21 protein-coding genes are annotated in these 19184 nt (G+C 62.7%); 6 read left to right on the top strand and 15 right to left on the bottom strand.

Translation table 11 applies throughout. The features are described from left to right. Positions 1-60: 60 nt before the first annotated feature. A complete protein-coding gene (locus CLU93_RS00755; protein ID WP_099759589.1) occupies positions 61-873 on the bottom strand; it encodes a class II glutamine amidotransferase in 813 nt (270 codons plus the stop codon). Between the two features lie 232 nt (positions 874-1105). Here CLU93_RS00755 and CLU93_RS00750 point away from each other — a divergent pair, with 232 nt between their 5' ends. The 3 genes from CLU93_RS00750 (at position 1106) to CLU93_RS00740 (ending at position 3794) form a co-directional block, all read left to right on the top strand. After that, a complete protein-coding gene (locus CLU93_RS00750) occupies positions 1106-1942 on the top strand; it encodes an EAL domain-containing protein (protein ID WP_099759588.1) in 837 nt (278 codons plus the stop codon). A 99-nt stretch (positions 1943-2041) separates the two neighbouring features. Beyond that, entirely contained in the window at positions 2042-2791 is a 750-nt protein-coding gene (locus CLU93_RS00745) for a YcbK family protein (protein WP_373629687.1), read from the top strand. A 121-nt stretch (positions 2792-2912) separates the two neighbouring features. Continuing rightward, positions 2913-3794 (top strand): LysR family transcriptional regulator, encoded by an 882-nt coding sequence (locus CLU93_RS00740; protein WP_099764167.1) that lies wholly within the window; start codon positions 2913-2915, stop codon positions 3792-3794. On the opposite strand, the gene CLU93_RS00735 is transcribed toward CLU93_RS00740, so the two are convergent. Continuing rightward, positions 3770-4237: a PACE efflux transporter gene (locus tag CLU93_RS00735; protein WP_099759586.1), complete on the bottom strand. Its 468-nt coding sequence runs from the start codon at positions 4235-4237 to the stop codon at positions 3770-3772. The genes CLU93_RS00740 and CLU93_RS00735 overlap by 25 nt on opposite strands. Before the next feature lie 194 nt (positions 4238-4431). Between CLU93_RS00735 and CLU93_RS00730 the strand changes: the two genes are divergently transcribed. Together CLU93_RS00730 and CLU93_RS00725 are read left to right on the top strand one after the other, a co-directional pair. Then, on the top strand, positions 4432-4890 hold the full coding sequence (locus CLU93_RS00730; protein ID WP_099759585.1) for a hypothetical protein: 459 nt from the start codon (positions 4432-4434) through the stop codon (positions 4888-4890). 117 nt (positions 4891-5007) lie between these two features. Then, positions 5008-7161, top strand: a complete 2154-nt coding sequence (locus tag CLU93_RS00725; protein WP_257224815.1) for a putative bifunctional diguanylate cyclase/phosphodiesterase — start codon at positions 5008-5010, stop codon at positions 7159-7161. A gap of 9 nt (positions 7162-7170) precedes the next feature. Here the strand turns inward: CLU93_RS00725 and CLU93_RS00720 are convergent, their stop codons facing one another. The 13 genes from CLU93_RS00720 to flgB form a co-directional block, all read right to left on the bottom strand. After that, positions 7171-8292: a glycosyltransferase family 2 protein gene (locus CLU93_RS00720; protein WP_099759584.1), complete on the bottom strand. Its 1122-nt coding sequence runs from the start codon at positions 8290-8292 to the stop codon at positions 7171-7173. Positions 8293-8412: 120 nt separating this feature from the next. After that, positions 8413-9456: a hypothetical protein gene (locus CLU93_RS00715; RefSeq protein WP_257224814.1), complete on the bottom strand. Its 1044-nt coding sequence runs from the start codon at positions 9454-9456 to the stop codon at positions 8413-8415. A 5-nt stretch (positions 9457-9461) separates the two neighbouring features. Then, positions 9462-10373, bottom strand: coding sequence for a flagellar hook-associated protein FlgL (gene flgL / locus CLU93_RS00710; RefSeq protein WP_099759583.1), 912 nt, complete (start codon positions 10371-10373; stop codon positions 9462-9464). Between the two features lie 10 nt (positions 10374-10383). Next, positions 10384-11745: a flagellar hook-associated protein FlgK gene (flgK, locus tag CLU93_RS00705; protein ID WP_099759582.1), complete on the bottom strand. Its 1362-nt coding sequence runs from the start codon at positions 11743-11745 to the stop codon at positions 10384-10386. An 81-nt stretch (positions 11746-11826) separates the two neighbouring features. Next, complete coding sequence (locus CLU93_RS00700; protein ID WP_373629686.1) at positions 11827-12219, bottom strand: flagellar biosynthesis protein FlgJ; 393 nt, start codon at positions 12217-12219, stop codon at positions 11827-11829. Further along, on the bottom strand, positions 12219-13331 hold the full coding sequence (locus CLU93_RS00695; protein ID WP_099759581.1) for a flagellar basal body P-ring protein FlgI: 1113 nt from the start codon (positions 13329-13331) through the stop codon (positions 12219-12221). Before CLU93_RS00695 ends, CLU93_RS00700 begins: the two co-directional genes overlap by 1 nt. A gap of 9 nt (positions 13332-13340) precedes the next feature. Further along, complete coding sequence (gene flgH, locus CLU93_RS00690) at positions 13341-14015, bottom strand: flagellar basal body L-ring protein FlgH (protein WP_243420189.1); 675 nt, start codon at positions 14013-14015, stop codon at positions 13341-13343. After that, positions 14015-14803 (bottom strand): flagellar basal-body rod protein FlgG, encoded by a 789-nt coding sequence (flgG, locus tag CLU93_RS00685; RefSeq protein WP_180287771.1) that lies wholly within the window; start codon positions 14801-14803, stop codon positions 14015-14017. Before flgG ends, flgH begins: the two co-directional genes overlap by 1 nt. 42 nt (positions 14804-14845) lie before the next feature. After that, the gene (locus CLU93_RS00680; protein WP_099759579.1) at positions 14846-15574 is read right to left on the bottom strand and encodes a flagellar basal body rod protein FlgF; all 729 of its coding nucleotides are present in this window, start codon (positions 15572-15574) and stop codon (positions 14846-14848) included. A gap of 26 nt (positions 15575-15600) precedes the next feature. Further along, the gene (locus CLU93_RS00675; RefSeq protein ID WP_099759578.1) at positions 15601-16779 is read right to left on the bottom strand and encodes a flagellar hook protein FlgE; all 1179 of its coding nucleotides are present in this window, start codon (positions 16777-16779) and stop codon (positions 15601-15603) included. A gap of 58 nt (positions 16780-16837) precedes the next feature. Beyond that, positions 16838-17491, bottom strand: coding sequence for a flagellar hook capping FlgD N-terminal domain-containing protein (locus CLU93_RS00670; RefSeq protein WP_099759577.1), 654 nt, complete (start codon positions 17489-17491; stop codon positions 16838-16840). 3 nt (positions 17492-17494) lie between these two features. Beyond that, complete coding sequence (gene flgC / locus CLU93_RS00665) at positions 17495-17911, bottom strand: flagellar basal body rod protein FlgC (RefSeq protein ID WP_099759576.1); 417 nt, start codon at positions 17909-17911, stop codon at positions 17495-17497. An 8-nt stretch (positions 17912-17919) separates the two neighbouring features. Continuing rightward, complete coding sequence (gene flgB, locus CLU93_RS00660) at positions 17920-18282, bottom strand: flagellar basal body rod protein FlgB (RefSeq protein ID WP_034758109.1); 363 nt, start codon at positions 18280-18282, stop codon at positions 17920-17922. A 254-nt stretch (positions 18283-18536) separates the two neighbouring features. On the opposite strand from flgB, the gene flgA reads away from it, so the two are divergent. Further along, positions 18537-19184 (top strand): flagellar basal body P-ring formation chaperone FlgA, encoded by a 648-nt coding sequence (gene flgA, locus CLU93_RS00655; protein WP_099759575.1) that lies wholly within the window; start codon positions 18537-18539, stop codon positions 19182-19184.

Below are 19184 nucleotides of genomic sequence, written 5' to 3'. Positions count from 1 at the left end.
TCCTGCACTTCAGCCCGCCCATCCGGCGGCGGGCTTTTCCCTCACTTTGAATATTTCCCTTCAGTAACTGATCTGGATATACACGCCTTGCGGCGCGGCATCGTCTGCCAGCAGCAAGGTGCCGCCGGCAAACAGTTTCAGTTCGCCGGGTGCAAACGCCAGCCAATCCTCGTTTTGCGTCAGCGGATGCGTGGCGATGACGGCGATGCGGTCGTCCAGGTGGTTGTGCTGGCGAAAGTCGATGCTACGCTCGCAATCGATCAGTTGCGCCACGGAAAACGGGTATTCACGTATCACGTAGTGCAAATGCGTGGAACAGTGGGCAAACAGCAGTTCGCCGTCCGACAGGATGAAATTGAAGCTGCCGTGCGCGGCAAGCTCGCGCGCCACCTCGCCGACGGCGGCGCGCAAGGCGGCGCGCGCCGGTTCACCTGCGGGAAACTGCGTGCGCAAGCGGGCCAGCAGGTGGCAGAAGGCCTGTTCGCTGTCCGTGTCGCCGCTGGCATGGTAGTAGGCATTGGCGGGCGGGCGCCAGGTTTTGAGGTCGCCATTGTGGGCGAAGGACCAGGTCTTGCCCCACAGTTCGCGGGCGAACGGGTGGGTGTTTTCCGGTGCGATGCGGCCCTGCGTGGCCTTGCGGATGTGCGCGACGATGTTTTTCGCCTTCACGGGATGCCGCTGCACGGTGGCCGCCAGCGGCGAATCGATGGCCGCCAGGTGGTCCGTCAGCAAGGTGCAGCCGCTACTGGAATGATAGGCGATGCCCCAGCCGTCGCGGTGCTCGTCCGTGCGTCCACCCCGCTCGGCAAAGCCGGCAAAGGAAAATCCCAGCGCGGCCGGCTTGCTGCTGTTCATTGCGAGTAACTGGCACATGGCGGCCCTTCCTGATGGTATCGGTACACGCCCACAGTAAAGGCCGGGGCAGGGTGCTGGAAGGAATGTTTCCGACTATCGATATGCGCTGGCTGTCGCCTCCCTTATGTGCTGGCCGCATATCAAATGGCGAAACCATTCGTTCTCCTTTGCCTGGCGCCGCCTTACTCTGCACACTTTGGCGCCGTCTTCCCCATGCGGGATGCCGGTGCAGCCCGATGAAGGAGCACGTATGCCATTTCCCGTCCTGAAAAATTACCTGGCCCGTTTGTCGCATCAAACCCAGGCCGGCACCAGCGTCTGGCTCGACGGGGAGGGCAGGGCGCTGGGGCGCTTTTTCAATTGCACCATGACCAGCGCCTTCCAGCCGCTGCGCGAACTGGACAGCGGCAAGCTGGTGGCGTTCGAGGGCCTGGCGCGCAGCGTGTCGAAGGCGGACGAGGGCTTGTCGCTGTGGCGTTTGCTCGATCACGCGGCCAGCGACGACGAATCGGTCGAGCTGGACCGGCTGTGCCGCATGCTGCACGCCATCAATTTCTTTCGCCAGGGCGAAGCGGAACAGTCCGACCTGTACCTGAACGTGCATGACCGCCTGCTGAGCGCCGTCAGCAGCAATCACGGCCACGCCTTCCAGCGCATCCTCGACGCGCTGGGCTTGCCCATCGAGCGCATCGTGCTGCAATTGCCGACGGTGACGACTAACCAGGGCTGGCTGCTCAACTACGTGGCTGACAATTACCGGCGCAACGGTTTCCGCCTGGCCATCAACGTGGCCAGCGTGCAAGAGGCCACGGGCATGCTGGAGCGCCTGCACCCGCATGCGTTCAAGCTCGACGCGGGCAACCTCAGCGACGAGCAAGCCGTTGCCAGCTTCGTCACCGTGTGCCATGCGGCGAAAATCCGCGTCATTTTCAAGCGCCTCGACACGCCGGCCGCGCTGGCCGCGTTGCAGCGCGTCGCCGCTGCCACGGGCTTGCCCATCGTCGCACAGGGCTATTTATTGGATAAACCGTTGACGGCGCTGGCGCAGGCAAGCCGCGACGTGGCGGCCAGCGCGGCCACCGCTTAGGGCGTCCAATGCTGAAATGAGGGTGGCACGATAGGCATTGAGGGTTTTTCTTCGCAGCACAATACGCTATAGTATTCCCATCGTTAAATTGGACTGACTATGGCATCGCGCAGAAACTTTCTACACCACGGTATGGGCCTGGCCGCGCTGGGCCTGGTAGCCACCCCCCTCATCGGCTGCGCCTCGCGCACGGCCGCTCCCGCCTCGGCTTCGGCCAGCGCCAAGCCGCGCGCGCCGCGCACGGGCGTGCCGCCCCAGCCGACGCAACTGGCCAGCGTCGACCGTTCGATCACGTCGCAGTCGCGCCAGGCCATCACCGAGATGGCACCGCCTCCCGATATCTTCGATGCACAGGCGCTGGACCTGGAATTCTGGCTCAAGCCGCGCACCCTGGAAGTGGTGCGCCCGGCCAGCAATGAAAAGGCCAGGCTGCTGTACTGGAAAGATGGCGAAGTCATCGATTCGGCTTACCAGGAACTGTGCCATTTGCTGCGCGACGTGAACGGCAAGAAGACGGCGCCCATCGACCCGAAACTGCTGGAAACCCTGTGGGGCACGCAAGCGTTCGTGGCCCGCTACGGCATCGAGCAGCCGCTGGAGATCCTGTCGGGCTACCGCACGGCCGAATCGAACGGCAAGCTGCGCGAAGCGGGTGTGCCAGCCGCGCGCCAGTCGCTGCACATCTCGGGCCGCGCCGCCGACATCCGCGTGGCGAATCTGAATGCGGAAGTGCTCGGTTCACTGGTGCGCAGCTTCAAGCAGGGCGGCGTGGGTTTCTATTACCGCAACGGCCCGCGTGGCGGCTGGATTCATGCCGATACGGGATTGCAGCGCGTCTGGAAGGGCTAAGTGCCCACGCCAGGCAGGCGCTATATCACCGCCGCGGCAGGGTAGTGGATGAGGCAGGTTGACTTCGGTCAGTGCCGATTTGACCGCCGGCGCGTCAAAAAGTGCCATCCTTTTCCACTCCATGAAACTCTCCAGCCATAACATCGAACTGTTCCTGGCCGTCGTCGACGGCGGTTCGTTTTCGTCTGCTGCGCGCGCCTTGCGCCGGGCGCCGTCTGCCGTCAGCATGGCGATGGCCAACATCGAGGCGGAACTGGGCATCGCCCTGTTCGACCGCGGCGCGCGCGAAGCCGTGCCCACGCCGGCCGCGATGGCGCTGCTGCCGCATGCGCGCCTGATCGCCGAACAGCTGAAGCAGTTGCACCTGCACGTGCAGGAATTGTCGCAGGGTCTGGAAAGCCGCATTTCGCTGGGCATCGCGGCCGAGCTCGACCATACGCCTTTCCTGGCCGCCGTGCGCGCGCTGTCGCAGCGCCATCCCCTGCTCGACATCGAGGTGCTGACGGCGCCGCAGGACGATGTGCTCGACATGCTGCACCGGGGCCGCATCAGTGCCTGCATGGCCTTCGCTGGCGGGCGCATCAATCACGAGGAACAGTTCCAGCTGGTGGGCAGCGACGCCTTGCTGGCGATTATTTCCACCCAGCATCCGCCCGACGTGGCGGGCCGGCCCCTGTATATCGAGGAATTGGTGAATTTGCGCCAGATCATCGTGGCCAGCCGCGAACTCGACCTGGCCGATGCGCGTCCCGTGGTGGGCTTGTCTTACTGGCGCACGGACAGCTTGCCGATGGCGCTGGCGATGGTGGAGGCGGGACTGGGGTGGGGCAATTTTGCCGCCTCGGCCATCGCCCATTCGCTGGCGGCGGGGCGCGTGCGCCGCGTGGCGTTCAAGAATACGGGCAATGGCCTGGTCGTGCCCATCCACCTGGTGTGGATGAAGGACCGGCCGCTGGGCATGGCGGCGCGGTCCTTTCTTCAGTTGCTCAACGACGCTGCCTGAACGTTGCCGGGCTCTTCCTTCGGCTGCTGCGCCGACAGCGGCACGCCGAACAGGCCGTCGAAGAAGTAATTGAAGATGAAGCTGTAGCACGGGATGATCAGCATCAGCGCGAAGTCCAGCACGAAGGCTTGCCACAGGCTGATGTCGAGCCACCAGGCGATCAGCGGGATCAGGTAAATCACCAGCGTGATCTGGAAGCCGATCGCGTGCAGGATGCGGCGCCAGACGGTGCGCGTGCGCGACACCTGGCGGATTTCCCAGTATTCGAAGGCCGTATTGTAGAGCAGGTTCCAGATCACGGCGATGGTCGTGATCATGAGCGCCAGCGGGCCCGTGCTGGTGGGCGACTCGCCCGAAAGCAGGGTCAGCCAGGCCGTGGAAATGGCCATGCCGATGATTTCAAAGGCGGTGACGTAGACGATTTTGCGTTTGATGCCTTGCATGTAAAGCCTGTAAAGAAGAGATGGCGCGTATTTTAAGTCAGGTATGCTGATGTTAAAAGTTGATAGCTGTCAGTTTTTCTGATGAATGTGCGCCAGCAATACCATGCTGGCCATGAACGGTGGATAATGGCGGCTGGCGGGCAACCGGTCCCGCGCATTACCGCAGAACATCACCGCAGAAAAGGTCAACGAGCATGCAAGGCGCAGCAGACAGCAACATCCCCGATACCCTCGACACCTCCGCCAGCCCGGATGAACGTCCCCGTTTTCGCCCCGTTCCGTGGCAGCACCTGGAAACGCCGTACGATGTGGAAGTATGGATCGAGGAGCATAACCGCAGCATGCAGGACAATATCCGCGCCACGGAAACGGGCGTGGGCATCTGCTTTACCCTCGCCGAAGGGGGCGATATCTATATGCAGACGAGCGCCGACGGCGCCGTCGTGCTCGACGTGACGCCGGACGCGGCCTGGGTTGCGCCCCTCATCAGCGCGGCGACGGGCTGCGAGGCGCCGGACTCGTCCCTGTGGATCTTGCCTGACGATAAGCTGATCCAGCTGATCGTGGGGCTATCGAGCCTGGTGGCCAGCACCTTGCTGGTGGTGGGCCATGATTTCGGCTTGCGCCGGCGTAGTATGCGGCAGGGCCGCTGATCGGCCTTGTGGCAGAAACGTTATCTGCGGCAGGCATCGCTCGACACTGCGCATGGCGCGTGCTAGTCTCGCTACTGCACCTGCCTGTTTGCCTGGGCGGCGGTGCAAAGGACAGCCATGGACACACCACCGCAAGCGGTACCTGCTCCGGATTCCTCCCCGCGCTGCCACGACGGCGTGCCGCAGCATGCCGCGCCGCTGCTCGACGATGGCGTTTTCAGCCCGGAACGGGTGAAGGCTGAACGCGAACAAGCGTATTTCAACGACTTATACCTGCTGGCGCCCGTCGCCTATTTCGTGCTGGGTCTCGATGGCGTCATCGTGCAGATGAACCTGGTGGCGGCCGAATTGCTCGGCCTGCCGCGGGAACGGCCCGGCCACGTGCTGTTCCGTTCCTATATCCACGAGGCGTTCCGTCACGATTACGAGCAGTTCGTGCAGCGCGTGCTCAATAGTAGCGAGCCCGAGCGCATCCAGCTGCAGTTGCGCTCCCGTCCCGGCGCGCGCGCGGCCGGCTTGCCCGTCAGCCTGCTGGGCAGCGCCGATCCTAACGGCCAGGCGCTGCGCCTGGTGCTGGAGCAGGCCGAGGGCAAGCTGGCCGCGCTTGAGCGCAGCGAAGAGCGCTTCCGGCGCATCGTGCACAGTGCCGAGGAGGGCATCTGGGAAATCGATGCGCAGGCGCTGACCAGCTTTGTCAATCCGAAGATGGCGCATATGCTGGGCTGCCAGATCGAGGAGATGCTGGGCCAGCCGCTGGCGGCCTTCATGGATGACGAGGGACGCGCCATCCTGGAGCGCAACATTGCGCGGCGTCAGGATGGCATTGCCGAACGCCATGAATTCAAGTTCCTGCGGCGTGACGGCAGCACTTTGTGGGCCACCCTGGCCACCAATCCCATCTTCGACTCCGGCGGTACCTACCTGGGTGCGCTGGCGCTGGTCAGTGACATCACGCTGCAGCGTGCAGCGTCCGAGCGCATCTGGCGGCAAGCCAATTTCGATCAGTTGACGGGCTTGCCGAACCGCCATATGTTTCTTGAGCGGCTGCAGCACGAGGCGCACCACGCCAGGCGCGAAGGCGCTTGCCTGGCCCTGCTGTTCATCGACCTCGATCATTTCAAGCAGGTGAATGACCGCCTGGGCCACGAGAAGGGCGACATGCTGCTGCGCCAGGCGGCGCGGCGCATCAGCGAGCACGTGCGCGCCACCGATACGGTAGCGCGCCTGGGCGGCGATGAATTCACCGTCATCCTGGCCGGCGTGGGGCAATTGGGCGGTATCGAGCGCGTGCTGCAGGAGTTGACGGGCGCGCTGGCCCTGCCTTTCTTGCTCGATGGCGATACCGCGCACGTGTCGGCCAGCGTGGGCGTGGCGCTGTATCCGGCTGACGGCGAGGCGCCGGACAGCTTGCTGCGGCATGCCGACCAGGCCATGTATGCGGCCAAGAGCGCGGGGCGCAACGGTTACAGCTATTTCACGCCGGCCGTGCAGCAGGCGGCCGAATTGCGCCGCAACACGGTGCGCGAGATGCGCCTGGCGCTGGCGCAGGACCAGTTCGAAGTACATTACCAGCCCATCATCCGCCTGTGCGATGGCGTCGTCGAGCGGGCCGAGGCGCTGCTGCGCTGGCGCCATCCGCTGCGCGGCCTGCTGCTGCCCGCCGATTTCATCGCCTTTGCCGAGGCGAACGGTCTGATCATCGATATCGGCGAGTGGGTGTTTCGCCAGGTGGTGCGCCAGGCACGGCAGTGGCAAGACGAGCATGGCGCCGCGTTCCAGATCAGCATCAACAAGTCGGCCGTGGAATTTCGTTGCGACGCCGCGCTGTACCAGGACTGGGGCGGGCACCTGGCGCGCCAGGGGCTGGCGCCGGGCGCCATCGTCATCGAAACAACGGAAGCGGTGCTGCTCGACGAGGCGTGCCAGGTGGTCGACCGGCTGCGCCAGTTTCGCGCCATGGGCCTGGCGCTGGCGCTCGGCGATTTCGGCAGCGGCCAGGTATCGCTCGCATGCCTGAGAACGGCCGATATCGACATTCTCAAGATCGACCGTTCGCTGGTCGGCGAGTTGGGCCGCGACGATGCCGGATTGGGCCTGTGCGAGGCGATCATTGCGCTGGCACAGCGGCTGGGGCTGAAAGTCGTGGCCGAAGGCGTGGAAACGGCGTCGCAGCGCGATTTGCTGCGCGCCGCCGGCTGCGACTATGCGCAGGGATATTTCTTTTCCCGCGCGTTACCGGCGCATCAACTGGCAGCGTTGATAGTGGCCTGATGCTGGTGGTCAAGACACGGCGGCGCGGCCCAGGCCCATCCTCAGCTTGTTGCGCCAGGCACGCACGGTGCGGCTGATGGTCTGTTTGACGTCAAAGGCGATACTGCCCCCCAGCACCTGGCGCAATTGCCTTGCCTGCTTCCTGCGGAACTCGCTGCGTTCCTGTGCCGCGGCGCCATCGCGCCCGCCCTGGCTGTCACGGGGGAGCGGCATGGCCGCCAACACGTCCTGCCACGGATGGAAGAGCGCCCCCAGCAAGGTTGCCTGGATTTCCTTGCGCAGCCGGCGGCCCTGCAGCAGTGGCAGATTGTAGGTATCCTTGACGATCCCGATGTAGACATGGCACAGCGCCACGTCGAAATACAGGCGGCTGCCGGCATTCAGGCCGCTATCGGCAAAGTGGCGGCGCGCTGGCAGCAGGGCGGTGGAAAGCTCGCGGAACGACTTGGCGCTGCTGCTCTTGCTGATGCTGCCGTCGCGCTGACGGTACTTGATAATGCAATGCGGCAGGTAATACAGGTTGTCGCAGCTATCGAGCAGTTGCGGCAAAGCGGTCACATCTTCATAGACTCTTCCCAGCGGAAAGACGGGTGTCGTCTGCCGCAAGTAGATTTCGCGTCGGAAAATCTTTGACCAGACGAACATATGACATTCGTCAAAATAGGTATTGAGTATCTCGTCTTTGCTTGTCGTCAAGACATGAGGCGCAAAGGCCGTGGTGATCCGCTTGTTTTTCGACTCGCGTTGCGGATACCAGAATTGCAGATCGCAGGCGATGACATCGGGGCGTGATTGACGTATTACTTCATCGAGGGCATCAAGGGAACCAGGCATCAGAATGTCATCGCTGTCGACGAAGGCGATATAGTCGCCGCGTGCAAGGGCCAAGCCCTGATTGCGGGCCGCTGCGACCCCCTGGTTGCTTTGCTCCAAGACCGTGATGCGCAAGTGTTCAAACTCTTGCTGCAAGTGCCGCAGTTCCGCCAGCGTGCTATCGCTGGAGCCATCATCAATCACGATCAGCTCATGGCATGGCCGCATTTGCGTGGCAATAGCCAGGATGCTGGCGCGAATGTAGTCTTGGACATTGTATGCGGGAACAATGAGGCTCAGCGAGATGGTGTTGGTCATGGATAGGTGCGCAATGGAAGTGGCGCTATCTTGACTGAATTTCTTGTTTTTGTGAAATGAAATTTCTTGCCGCAACTATTGATACCGCATGCGCCTGGCAATTGTGCTGCCGGACCAGGCTTACTTCAGGCCCAGCAGGGCGACGACGCGCTCGCGGCTGATGCCGACCAGCGCCGAGCTGATGGCCAGCAGCGATTCATAGCCGGGCTGGCTGGCCTTTTGCGTGAAGTTTTCCGCCAGGGTGTCCATGCTGACGCTGGCCTGCACCGGCTGCGCCTTGGCCACCCGTCCCGTCGCTTGCGCCAGGGCCAGGCTGACGGAATTGCGCGCCGCCTGCAACTGCGCCAGCGCCTGCACCACTTGCTGCAAGGTGGCGCGCAAGGCTTCCACGTCGCCGGTCTGCCATTCTTCCGGGGCGATGGCGGCCGGTTCCGCATCCGTGCGCACGCGGCTCATCTGGCCGGTCGGATAGCGGATGCCGCTGCCGCGCACGGACAGGCTGTCGCGCACGTTGGCCCAGGCCGCTTCTGACGTGCTGAACACCAGCTCGCCATTCTCGCCCAGCTTGACGCCGATGCCTGAAGGCATGAGTGCGCGGTCGAAGCGGGACACGATTTCGCTCTCGCTCAGGCCAGGTTCGATATTCACCGAGCGCAAGGCCTGGTTCGCGCCGCCGACGGAGAACGCCAGCACTTCCTGCGGACCTTCCTGCAGGCTGGCCATGGTCAGGCCACGGATGCTGAACTGCTGCTGTGCCGACTGCGGGCTGGTATAGCCGAGCTGTGCGTCGAGCGAGCCGGCCGAGGCGCTGGCGCGCTGGCGCCAGGTATTGCTGAACTGGCGCACACGTGCTTCCACTTGCCCCTCGCGGCCCTGGCGCGCGGCCAGCTTGGCCGCCAGCTCGCTTTTCAGCGCTTGCAGCTGGCTGCTGCTGCGTTCCAGGTAATCGAGTGTTTGCTGCGCGTTGGAAATTTCTCCCTGCAACTGGTGATCCCAGTTTCTCAGGTTGTGCTTCAGGCTCGCTGTCGAACTCTTCGCCGCCGGCGCCTCGCTGCGCGCGCTGGCGTTGCCATTGATGGTCGCGGACGCGTCATCGACGACGCGGGCTGTGCCGGCGCCTTTGGCATTGACGCCGGAAGAGGAGGAGGTCTGAACGATTTGCATGATGGTCAGAGAAGATCAAACAGGGAAATGTTACCCACCTTGGCATAGGCCTTGTACGTGGCCTGCAGCGCCGTCTGGTAGCCGTTCAGGTCAATGGCGGCCGCGCCCATGTCGGTCTTCTTCAGATCTGACAAGGCCATGTCGTTCGACAGCGAGACGTTGGCCAGGTTGCCGGACAGCGTGGTGAGGATGTTTTGCGCGCCACCGAAGATGGCAATCTTGCCCGATAGCAATTCCATGCCATCATCGGTGCCATCGAGCGCGGCGACCACCACGCTGCGCACGGTCGGATCGGCAGGGTTGACGCCGGACTTGCCCAGCGTGTCGATGGCCTGGTCGATCTTGTTCAGCCATGCTTGCAGCTTGTCCACGTCGACGTTGGCCGCCTGCGTTACGCCATTGCCCACCACCACGGTCTGCGTGTCGGTATTGCCGATGTAGGTGTAGCGCGACCCTGCAGTTGCCGCCGCATCGTATTTGATTGCGGGTTGGTCGGTAGCGGTGCCGGAAAACATGTAGCGGCCTTCCTGGTCCTTCAGGTTGGCCGTGTACAGTACGCTGTCGCGCATGGCGAGCAGCGACTGCGTCATCGCATTCAGGTCGTCCGGCGCATTGCTGCCGTCCGCGGCCCATACCAGCAGGTCGCGCGCCTGGCCCATGTCGGTGACCATGCTTGACAGGTAGTTTTCGTTTTTCAGCAGGCGCACTTTCACCGTCGCGATATTGTCCTGGTACTGGGTCACCATGGCTTGCTCGCGCGTCAGGCGCGAGACGCGCACATTGCCGATCGGATCGTCCGATGGCAGCTGGATGCGCAAACCCGAGGACATCTGCTGGGTCAAGTAATTGATGCGTTCCTGATTTTCCTGAAGAGAAATATTAATCAGCGTTTGGTACTGGCTGCTGGCGACACGCATGCTTTTCTCCTTAACCCATCATTTGCAAAGTGGCATCAAACAAGGTATTCGCCACGGAAATGACTTTCATGTTTGCCTGGTACATATTCTGGAATTCAACCAGGTTCATCGCTTCCTCGTCCTTGTTCACGCCGCTGGTGGATTTCCAGTCGTCGACGGCTTGCGCGCGCACGGTGTTGGATGTCTTCAGCAAGGCCTGGTTCTGCTGGCTGTAGATGCCCAGTTTGCCGACGAGCTGCGTGTCCGCATCGCTCATCAGGACATCACCCACCCAGCTGACGCTGATCGGTTGATTCTTGATGTCGATTAATTTCTGCAAGTTGCCGCTGTCGCCAGCGGCGCCCGTCAGCGACAGCGCCAGGTCCTTCGCGTTGAAAGCGGGAGTAATGCCCAGCTTGCCATTTGCGTAGGCCAGAAGGGGGCCACCGGCGGCGCCTGCCATGGTTTTGCCCAGGGCCAGTTGCGTGTTGATCTTGCTGGTTAACTGGGTGGCCATGTCTTGCAGCGACTGCTGCAGCGGTTTCAGGGTATTTTGTTCGAAGTCGCCCAGGCCACCCATCTGGCCGCCGATGGCGACCGGATCGAGGGTGTACGACGATTTGGCGAAATCGAGGGTCAGGGTTTGGTCGCCCGTGCTCGTCATGTTGCTGCTGAGGGTAGCGGCCAGGTTGCCGATGACCAGCGGCTGTCCCGATTTCAGTGCGATATTGCGCGAGCCGTCCGGCTGGTCAAGCACGTCGATGCCCATCTGCGAGGCCAGGCCATCGATCAGCTGGTCGCGCGCATCCATCAGCGACGATACATTCGTGCCCGAGGCGGCGGAGGCGCTGATGCGCTGGTTCAGCACGGCGATGTTGGCCAGGGTGGTGTTAGCTTGCGGCACGATCGCTGCGCGTTGCTGCTGCACCGACAGCAACTGGTTGCCCATGACGGTGCTGATGCTGTTGAAGCGCTGCGCCAAGGCGTCGGCCGAGGTGATGATCTGCTGGCGCAGCGGCGTCGACGTCGGGTCGACGGCGGCCGCGTTGAGGGAGGCGAAAAAGCCGTCGATGCCATTGCTGATGCTCGATGCATTGTCACCCATCACGCGCTCGAGCTGCGTCAGGTAAGGCTGGGTCTGCGCACGGGCGCCCTGGTCGGACGCGGCACGCCACATTTGCTGGCTTTTATACGCATCGGCAAAGCGCAGCAGGGCCGACACTTCCACGCCATTGCCGGCCGAGCGCACGCCCGCGCCGGCGCCAAGCGAGGACAACAGCACGCCCTGGCGCGTATAGCCCGCCGTTTGCAGGTTGGCGATGTTCTGGCTGGCCGCATTCAGTGCGGCCTGGGCGGCGATGCTGCCTGACAATGCATTGCTGATGATGCTCATTGGGCAATTTTCTTTCGTGAAGAGTGTGGCGCGTGCGGGTGGGCAGGCAGTGAATCGTTACTACCTTGTACAGGCGACGTTTCAGGCAGGTTTATTAAGCGGCGCCGCAATATTGTCGGTCTGGACAGTGCTTTTGGCCGCAACGGGCGCGCTGGCCGCCGGCAGCAGCTGGCGCAGGATGGCGTCGGCGATGCCGAAGGCACGCTGGCCGGCCATTTTGTCGGCCACCAGGTTGTCGGCCATTTCCAGCATGTCGCTGTTGACGGGGTCCTTGAAGACGCTGTCCTCGCCCGCCATCTCGCGCGTTCCCGAACGCATCTGGCGCAGCATGTGCGAGATGAAGAAGGCTTCGAACTTGACGGCCGCCTCGGTGGCCTTGGCCGCATAGCGGGGATCGGCCGGCGTGGCGGCGGCAGGAGAGCGGTCGTCGAGCGCCGAGGGCAGGGCGCTGCTGCTGTCATTGATATTCAGCATCAAATTACCACCAGTTCGCCTTCGATGGCCCCGGCCTGGTCGAGGGCTTGTAAAATTGCCATGATGTCATCGGGTGAAGCGCCCAGGCTGTTGACCACGTCGATGATGGACTGCAGCTTGGCGCCGGCCGGCCATTTGAACATATTGCCATTGCCCTGGTCGACGGAGACCTTCGACTGCGGCGTGACGGTGGTCTGGCCGCGGCCGAACGGCGCCGGCTGGCTGACGTTGGAACTTTCGGAAATGACCACTTTCAGCGAGCCGTGCGTGACGGCGGCCGCCTTCACGCGCAAGCCTTCGGCGATGACCACGGTGCCGGTGCGCGAATTGAAGACCACTTTCGGCGTGTCGACGCCCACATCGACGCTCAAGGCTTCCAGCTTGGCCATGAACGCCACGCGCTGGGTCGGGTTTTCCGGCGCCAGCACGTCCACGCTGGTGCCGTCGCGCGTGGTGGCGACGGCGCCGAAGCGGCGGTTCACGGCTTCGACGATATTGATGGCGGTCTCGAAATGCGGGTGGCGCAAGTTCAGGGTGACGGAAGGCCTGGTGGAAAAGTCGCTGAGAATCTCGCGCTCGATGTTGGCGCCGTTGGGAATGCGGCCCGAGGTGGGCGTGTTGACGGTGACGGACGAGCCGCTCTTGCCGGTGGCGTTCAAGCCGCCGACGACCACGTTGCCTTGCGCCAGCGCATATGTTTCATTGTCGGCCGCGCGCAGTTGCGTCAGCAGCAAGGTGCCGCCGCGCAAGCTTTTCGCATCGCCCAGCGAGGAGACGGTGACGTCGATGGCCTGGCCACGGCGGTATCCTGGTGGAAACACGGCGCTGACCATGACGGTGGCGACGTTCTTGCTTTTCGCTTCGGCGCCGTCCGGCATCTTCACGCCGAACTGCTTGAGCATGTTGACCACGGACTGGCTGGAGAACTTCACCTGGGTGGTGTCGCCGCTGCCGTTCAGGCCGACGACGAGGCCGTAGCCGATCAGCGGGTTGTCACGCACACCCTCGATGCTGACCAGGTTGCGCAGCACTTGCGCAGCGCTGGCGGGCAGGGCAAGGCCGGAGAGCACGGCCAGCATGGCTGCCAGGGGCAGGGCGGAACGAAATTTCATGAGGTCACCTTAAAACGGCATCCACGGGCCGACGAAGAAGCGCGTCAGCCAGCCCGGTGTATTGGCTTCGGCCAGGGTGCCCTGGCCGGAATAGGCGATCTGTGCATTGGCGATGCGCAAGGACGATACCTGATTGTTCGAATCGATGTCGGCCGCGCGCAGGTAGCCGCGCAGGCGCACGAATTCCTCGCCCTGGTTCAGGGTCAGCGTTTTCTCGCCCTGCACGCGCAGCAGGCCGTTCGGCAGCACTTCCTGCACGATTACGGTGATGGCGCCGGACAAGGCATTTTGCTGCGTGCTGGTCGAGTCGCCGGCGAAGTTGCGGTCGGCCGACAGGTCGATGCCCGTCTTGGGGAAGGTCTTGCCGAGGATGTTGGCCGCATTCACGCCGACGGACGAGCCCTTGTTGAACGAAGTGCCGGCCTTCTTGCTGGCCTGCGTGGTTTCCTGCAGGGCTACCGTGACGACGTCGCCGACGCGGAAGGCGCGGCTGTCGGAGATCAGGTCCAGGCCCGCATCTGGATTGAACACGCCGCCGCCCACGCCGCCGCGCGCTGCGCTGCGCGGCGCCACGGGCAGCGGCGTATCGGAAAAGCTGGGCGCCACCGGCGCGGCTGGATGGCTGGCGCAACCGGCCATCAACACCAGCAGCAGGGCCGCCGTGGCTTTCATGGCGACCGTCATCAGCGTGCCGCTTGCGCCAGGTATTGCAGCATATTGTCGGCGGCCGACAGCACCTTGGTGTTCATTTCATAGGTGCGCTGGGCCGCGATCATGTCGACCATCTCTTCGACCACCTGCACGTTCGAGCCTTCCAGGGCAAACTGCTTCAGCTTGCCCAGTGCGCCTTCGCCGGGACGGCCTTCCGTCGGTGTGCCGCTCGATGCCGTTTCCTGGAACAGGTTTTCACCGAGTGCCAGCAGGCCCGTCGGGTTGATGAAGCTGGAGAGGTTCAGCTGGCCCAGCTGGGTGCCGTTGACATTGCCTGGCACGCTGGCCGTGACCATGCCGTTTTCGCCGATGGTGATCGCCGTGGCATTGTTCGGCACGGTGATCTGCGGCACCAGCGGCAAGCCCTGGGCGTTGACCATCACGCCGTTTTCATTGATGCCCAGCTGGCCAGCGCGCGTGTAGGCCGCTTCGCCGTTCGGGCGCAGTACTTGCAAAAAGCCGTTGCCGGTGATGGCGACGTCAAATTCGCGGCTGGTCGTTTGCAGGCTGCCGGTGGTAAACACCTTTTGCGTGCCCACCATGTGGGTGCCGTTACCCAGCTGTACGCCCGATGGCGACAGGGTATTGTCGGCGCGCTGCGTGCCCGGCTGTTGCTCGACCTGGTAAAACAGGTCTTCGAAGACGACGCGGTCGCGCTTGAAGCCTACCGTGTTGACGTTGGCCAGGTTATTTGCGATGGCTTGCAGTTTGGCATCTTGTGCCTGCACGCCGGTCTTGCTGATCCACATTGCTGGATTCATGGTTTACTCCTTGAATATTTCGTCGCGTTGAGCCCGGTACGCTTAGGTAGCGAGCAGGCGGTTGCCCGATTCCGTCATGGAATCGCTGGCCTTGAATACTTTCATTTGCATTTCGAAACTGCGGTTCAGGCTCATGGTGGCGACCATTTCCTCGACCGCCGAGACGTTGCTGCCTTCCAGGTGGCGGTCGCGCAGGCGTACCGTCGGATCAGCCTGCAAGTCTTCGCCGCTGCGCGCCACGATCAGGCCCGCCTCGTTCTTGGTCAGCTCGCCGCCTTCGGCGTTGACCAGCTTGAGCTTGTCGACGGTCTGCATCTGTGCGGTGCCTGGCACCTGGATGGAAATCGTGCCATCGGCGCCGATCGACAGGCTGGTGTGCTCGGGAATCGTGATGGGGCCGCCTTCGCCCAGCACGGGCCGGCCGTTGATGGTCAGCGCGCCCGTTTCATCGAGGTCCATGGCGCCGGCGCGCGTGTAGGCTTCGCCGTTTTGCCATTGCACCGCGAGAAAGCCGGGTCCCGTGACGGCAACGTCGAGCTCGCGTCCCGTTTCCTTGATGGCGCCCGTGCGCGTGCCGACGGCGCTCGACTGCGTCTGCGTCATGTGGCGGTCGTCGTAGCCATAGCCGTTTTGCAGCGGCTGGGCAGTGGACACTTCCAGGTTGGCGCGAAAGCCGCCCGTCTCGATATTGGCCAGGTTGTTGGCGTGTACCTGCTGTGCCCGCAGGGCACGGTCGGCCCCGCTCATGGCGGTATAAATCAGCGCATCCATTGCTCTTTACCTTTGCGTATCGTGGATTACAGCGCTTGCATCAGCGATTGCAGCATGGCGTTCTCGGTCGAGATGACCTTCGAGTTCGCCTGGTAATTGCGCTGCGACGTCATCAGACCCACCAGTTCGGAGGTGATGTCGACGTTCGACTGTTCCAGCGAGCTCGTCACCAGTTTGCCGACCATGCCGACGCCCGGACGGTCATACATGGCGGTGCCGGACGTGGTCGAGGCAATCCAGCTGGTATCGTTGACGGCCGTCAAGGCGCCTTCGTCGGGGAAGGTGGCCAGGGCGATCACGCCGATGCTTTGTTTTTGGCCATTTGTGTATTTCGCCACGACGGAGCCGTCAGCGGCCAGTTCCACGCCCGTGTAGGTGCCCGAGGCATAGCCGTCGGCGCGGTCGGTCGAGGTCGTCGATTCGCCGGCGAACTGGGTCGTGCCCGTGTAGTCGATGGCAACCGACATCGGTGCCGCGCCAGGCGGCGTCGGCAGGACCGGCGAGGCAGACGTGCCCGTCACCAGTTTGCCGTTCGTGTCGAAGGTCATCTTCGTCACCGGCAATACATCGGCGTTGTCGAAGGTGTAATGCACGTCCACGCCCGCCGCCGTCTTGACGAAGTACTGGCCCAGCGAGTGCTTGGCGCCCAGCGAATCGTAGAGGATCGAGGACTTGCCGCTGTTGTAGCTCAGTTCGTTGGTCTTGTCGAAGGTCGCGGCCTTGATGGGCCATTCGGACGACATGTTGGCGGCATACGCCAGCTTGGTCGACGCCACGGCGGGAATCTGGCCCGTTGGAATCAGCATGTCGCCCATGGTGCCCAGAGCGGTACTGTCCTTGACGGCGGCATAGCCCTGTACCAGGCGGCCGTTTGCATCGATCAGCTTGCCTTCATTGCTGGCCGAAAAGATGCCGACGCGGCTGTAGCTCATGGTGTTTTGCGCGTCGCGCGAGACGAAGTAGCCACGGCCATCGATGGCCGCGTCGAGCGCGCGGCCCGTGTTCAGCACGCCGCCGTTGAGCGACATGCTTTGCGTCAGCGAGCCGATTTCCGTGCCCGTGGCGCGCGAACCGGCGTACATGGCCGAAAAATTGGCGCGGCTGCTCTTGAAGCCGTAGGTGCCGGCGTTGGCGATATTGTTACTGGTGCTGTTCAACTGTTGGTTGATGGACTGGATGCCGGACAGGGCGATGTCGAAACTCATGTTGACTTCCTTTAGTGAAGGACGAGATTAGTGTTCAGGAAACGAAGGCGCGAGCGGATCAGGCCGTCTTACCGTTAAAGCCGGTGATCGCGCCGGGGTTGACTTCGCCCAGGTTCGACACGCTCAGAATCATGCTGCCGCCGGACGACAGGCGCACGCTGTTGAGCTTGCCTGCGATGTCGACCGATGGCTTTTCGGTACCGTTGGTGGTGACTGCCATGCTATACGTGCCAGCAGGCAAGCCCAGCGCGACGGGGTCGATGGTGAAGGGAACGGTACCGGCCCCCTTGGCGCCCAGTTCGATCTTGTATTCCTTGTCGTCCGCGCCTTTCAGGGTCACGGTGGTCTTGGTGGTGCCGGCGGCCAGCGCGATGCTGCCGCTGACTTTGCTTTTGTCGAGCTGCACCGTTTCGCTGTTGACCATCACTTCGGAGCCCACTTGCGCGCCCAGGGCCAGCACTTGCATCGATTGCAGTACGCTGGCATTGGCGCTGGTCAGCGAGGACAGGTTCTGCATCGCTTCCGTTTGCGCCTGCTGCGTCAATTGATTGACGAACTGGCTCGGATCGGTGGGCGCGAGCGGATCCTGGTTCTTGATCTGCGCGACCAGCAATTTGGTGAACATATCCTGGGTGGCATTGCTCTGCGACTTGACGGCATTGCTGCTGCTATTGTTGCCGCTGGTGTTGTTTGTAAAGAGATTGGTTTCCATGGATTATGCTTCACCTAATTTGAGGAGCGATTGCTGCATCGACTTGATGCGGCCTAGAACTTCGACATTGGTTTCAAACGCGCGCGAAGCCGACATCATGTCGGTCATCTCGGCGACCTGATTGACGTTGGGGTAGAACACCATGCCATCGGCATTGGCCATCGGGTGGCCCGGTTCATACACCTTGCGCAGCGGCTCATCGCTTTCCACCACGTCGAGCACTTGAACGCGTCCGCCGGCGCCGCTGGCACCGGAACCATCCATCACGGCGGCAAACACGGGCTTGCGTGCACGGTAGGCTTCGCCTTCGGAACCGGCAACGGAATCGGCATTGGCCAGATTGCTGGCGATGGTATTGAGGCGCACGGTCTGCGCCGCCATCGCCGAACCGGCGATCTTGGAAATATCCTGGAAGCTCATGCTGATCCTTATTGTCCGGAAATGGCCTTGGACAGACCCTTCAGTTTCATGTTGACGAAAGTCAGGCTAGTCTGGAAGTCGGTGGCATTTTGCGAGAACGCCGCCTGCTCGACGCCGATTTCGACGGTATTGCCGTCGCGGCTAGGGTGGTAGGGCACGCGGTACAGGGCGCTGGCATCGTCATCGGTCGACAGCAGGCCCGCTTCGTTGTCCTGCAACTGCTGCAGGGCGCTGCCGAAATCCATGTCCATGGCCTGGAAGCCGGGCGTATTTTCATTGGCAATATTGGCCGCCAGCACGCGGGTACGGTCGGCACGCAGCGCGAGTGCATCGGCATGCACGCCCAGCGCATCCTTGAAATTAATCCCCATGGTCATCCTTTGTATTGAATTCGATCGTGCTTTTTGCGGTTCGGGCTAGAAAATAGGTGGTGCAGAGGTAAAATCCCAGCCTGGTCATGTTGACGCATGGTAAGGTCATGCCGCTTCAGTATCTTTGATTAAGGTTAGCAATGATTCATTTCAACAGCATTACGATGCTCCGAAACAAGGTGCCACGTCCTTATATACTAGTTCCTGGCCTATTTTTACTGACCAGCCTATATAGTAGTGCAGGTCGCGCAGAATTGCCAGCCGACAATATATTTTCGCGTGTGGAACAGCTGGCGCGAGAGCAATTGGCGCAGCAGGCAGCCACGGCAGGATTGCTGGAACCGCAGTTTCAGGTGGCCGTGGTGAAAAGCACGCGCCCCGTGCCCGCTTGCGCGGCGCCTGTCACGCTGGAGACGGCGGACAGCCGTTCGGCGCAGCGCATGCGCTTTGTAGCAGTGTGTCCTGGAAGCAACGGTTGGCGTTATGAAATGTTGGCGCGCGGTAGCATCACGGCCCAGGTGGCCGTCACCAGCGCACCCGTCACGGCCAATACGCCGTTGCAATCTGGCGACGTGGCGCTGGCGCGGCGCGACGTGACGATGGTGCCGGACAGTATTTCCTCCTTGCCCGGCGCCATCGGCCTGTCGAGCCGGCGCAGCTTGCGTGCCGGCGAAGTGCTGCGCCAGGGGCAGCTGGCCGCACCCATGCTGATCAAGCGGGGCAGTGCGGTGAATATCGTGGCGCGCAAGGAGCAGGTGGAAGTGAGCATGGCCGGCGAAGCGCTGGATCCGGGCGCGCTGGGAGAGGTGATCCGCGTGCGCAACGCCACCAGCGGCACGGTGATACGTGCCAGGGTGGTCGATGCGGGCGTGGTGGAACCGGCCGATCTTGCCGGCCGTTAA

This window comes from Janthinobacterium sp. 35 (assembly GCF_002754575.1).
In the GTDB taxonomy this organism is placed as follows: Bacteria; Pseudomonadota; Gammaproteobacteria; order Burkholderiales; family Burkholderiaceae_D; genus Janthinobacterium; species Janthinobacterium tructae.
The sequence above is the reverse complement of the archived record's forward strand: the minus strand, read 5'-3'. Positions and strand labels throughout refer to the sequence as shown.

Excerpts from the sequence above, each read along its gene's own strand:
- CLU93_RS00675 (WP_099759578.1), bottom strand. The coding sequence starts at position 16,779 with ATGAGTTTCGACATCGCCCTGTCCGGCATCCAGTCCATCAACCAACAG.
- flgK (WP_099759582.1), bottom strand. The coding sequence starts at position 11,745 with ATGAGCATCATCAGCAATGCATTGTCAGGCAGCATCGCCGCCCAGGCC.
- flgC (WP_099759576.1), bottom strand. The coding sequence starts at position 17,911 with ATGAGCTTCCAGGATATTTCCAAGATCGCCGGTTCGGCGATGGCGGCG.
- CLU93_RS00695 (WP_099759581.1), bottom strand. The coding sequence starts at position 13,331 with ATGAAATTTCGTTCCGCCCTGCCCCTGGCAGCCATGCTGGCCGTGCTC.
- CLU93_RS00715 (WP_257224814.1), bottom strand. The coding sequence starts at position 9,456 with ATGCAAATCGTTCAGACCTCCTCCTCTTCCGGCGTCAATGCCAAAGGC.
- CLU93_RS00670 (WP_099759577.1), bottom strand. The coding sequence starts at position 17,491 with ATGGAAACCAATCTCTTTACAAACAACACCAGCGGCAACAATAGCAGC.
- CLU93_RS00750 (WP_099759588.1), top strand. The coding sequence starts at position 1,106 with ATGCCATTTCCCGTCCTGAAAAATTACCTGGCCCGTTTGTCGCATCAA.
- CLU93_RS00720 (WP_099759584.1), bottom strand. The coding sequence starts at position 8,292 with ATGACCAACACCATCTCGCTGAGCCTCATTGTTCCCGCATACAATGTC.
- CLU93_RS00730 (WP_099759585.1), top strand. The coding sequence starts at position 4,432 with ATGCAAGGCGCAGCAGACAGCAACATCCCCGATACCCTCGACACCTCC.
- CLU93_RS00725 (WP_257224815.1), top strand. The coding sequence starts at position 5,008 with ATGGACACACCACCGCAAGCGGTACCTGCTCCGGATTCCTCCCCGCGC.
- CLU93_RS00700 (WP_373629686.1), bottom strand. The coding sequence starts at position 12,219 with ATGCTGAATATCAATGACAGCAGCAGCGCCCTGCCCTCGGCGCTCGAC.
- CLU93_RS00680 (WP_099759579.1), bottom strand. The coding sequence starts at position 15,574 with ATGGATGCGCTGATTTATACCGCCATGAGCGGGGCCGACCGTGCCCTG.
- CLU93_RS00755 (WP_099759589.1), bottom strand. The coding sequence starts at position 873 with ATGTGCCAGTTACTCGCAATGAACAGCAGCAAGCCGGCCGCGCTGGGA.
- flgH (WP_243420189.1), bottom strand. The coding sequence starts at position 14,015 with ATGACGGTCGCCATGAAAGCCACGGCGGCCCTGCTGCTGGTGTTGATG.
- CLU93_RS00745 (WP_373629687.1), top strand. The coding sequence starts at position 2,042 with ATGGCATCGCGCAGAAACTTTCTACACCACGGTATGGGCCTGGCCGCG.
- CLU93_RS00735 (WP_099759586.1), bottom strand. The coding sequence starts at position 4,237 with ATGCAAGGCATCAAACGCAAAATCGTCTACGTCACCGCCTTTGAAATC.
- flgB (WP_034758109.1), bottom strand. The coding sequence starts at position 18,282 with ATGGGGATTAATTTCAAGGATGCGCTGGGCGTGCATGCCGATGCACTC.
- flgG (WP_180287771.1), bottom strand. The coding sequence starts at position 14,803 with ATGAATCCAGCAATGTGGATCAGCAAGACCGGCGTGCAGGCACAAGAT.
- CLU93_RS00740 (WP_099764167.1), top strand. The coding sequence starts at position 2,913 with ATGAAACTCTCCAGCCATAACATCGAACTGTTCCTGGCCGTCGTCGAC.
- flgL (WP_099759583.1), bottom strand. The coding sequence starts at position 10,373 with ATGCGTGTCGCCAGCAGCCAGTACCAAACGCTGATTAATATTTCTCTT.